Origin of the sequence: Roseomonas rosulenta (assembly GCF_016106005.1) — a bacterium.
Classification (GTDB): Bacteria; Pseudomonadota; Alphaproteobacteria; order Acetobacterales; family Acetobacteraceae; genus Neoroseomonas; species Neoroseomonas rosulenta.
This window is the reverse complement of the sequence record NZ_JACADR010000534.1, coordinates 1-1,327: the sequence shown is the minus strand read 5'-3', so window position 1 is coordinate 1,327 and position 1,327 is coordinate 1. Positions and strand designations below refer to the sequence as shown.

The window sequence follows — 1,327 nt, the reverse complement described above, 5'->3', positions numbered from 1 at the left end:
GGCGCGCCCCAGCAGCGCGCAGCGCCGCCCAATGCGCGCGCCATGGAGCTGGCGCGCGAGCTGGACGACGCCCCCGCAGCGCCGCCGCCTGCGCCGGCCGTCGCGCCAGGCCGTTCCTGGGGCCGCATCCTGCTGTCCGAGGCGCCCTACATCGCCATGCTGGTCGCCGGCTTCTTCGGCGTGGCCTGGGTCGGCGGGACGGAGCAGCCGAACCTGCTCTACTGGAAGATCCTGACGCCGATCTTCGGGCTGCTGTGCGTCGTGGCCGGCTGGTCCGGCTCGGCCAGCAGCGGCGGGCGGACCCGGCTGATCTGGACGCAGGCCCTGCACTGGGCGGCCTTCCTGATCGCGATGATGCTGCTCTTCGCGCCCTCGGTGCGCGGCGTGGTGAACGACAACGCGACCGAGATCGGCCTGCTGCTGCTGCTGGGCCTGGGCACCTTCGTGGCCGGCGTGCATGCGGGATCGTGGCGGATCGTGGCGGTGGGCGCTGTGCTCGGGCTGTCGGTGCCGGCGGTGGCGGTGATGCAGCAATCGGTGATGCTGATCGTCAGCGGGGCCCTTGTGGTGTTGCTCTGCGCCGGCGCCTTCGTGCTGGTGGCGGCGCGCACGGGGCGCTGAGCGGACGCGCGGTGGACGGCCCGGCCGCCCGCCGGGGCCGAAGCCTGCGTCAGGCCGTTGCGCCGCCTGGCGCGCGCAGGCGCCGCAGCACGAGCACGAGCATGATGGCCGGCGCGACGGGGCCGATGCCGATGCCGCCCGCGAGCCCCACGGCGATCGATACCCCGGGCAGCAGGTAGGCCGCGACCAGGCCGGCCTTCTCCCACGGCAAGAAGCCGCCCTGCCGCGCCTGGCGGATGACCCAGGCCATCGGCAGCAGCAACAGCACCATGTCGTAGGACAGCACGAAGGGGGCGGCGAGCGGCGTGGCCGCGGCCAGCAGCGCGACCTCCGCGAGGCCGCCCGGCCGGCCGCGCAGCACGACCACCAGCACCACCAGCACTCCCGCCGTGACCGCCAGTTGCAGCCCCTGCGCCAGCCGCGGGCCGGCGCCGAGGCTGCCGGCCATGGCCTGCACGCTCTGCAGCTTCCAGATCGCGACCGATCCGCCGGCCATCGCCGCCCCGGCATCGGACAGCCGTTCGAAGAAGGCGAGCCAGGCATCCGCGCCGAAGGCCAGCCAGGCGGCCACCGCCCAGGCCAGCCCCGCCGCGGTCGCGACCGACAGCACCCGCCAGCGGCGCGCGGCGACCAGCGCCGGGATCACCAGCAGGCCGAGCTGCGGCTTGAAGGCCAGCGTCGCGAGCGCCACGCCGGCCAGCGCCGG

At 75.4% G+C, this 1,327-nt stretch carries 2 protein-coding genes; one reads left to right on the top strand and one right to left on the bottom strand.

The annotated features are described in order from the left end of the window. Window positions 1-621: hypothetical protein (locus HW578_RS26655; protein WP_198373713.1), on the top strand; the 621-nt coding region annotated here is incomplete at its 5' end. 49 nt (window positions 622-670) lie between these two features. On the opposite strand, the gene HW578_RS26650 is transcribed toward HW578_RS26655, so the two are convergent. Next, window positions 671-1,327: glycosyltransferase 87 family protein (locus HW578_RS26650; protein WP_198373712.1), on the bottom strand; the 657-nt coding region annotated here is incomplete at its 5' end.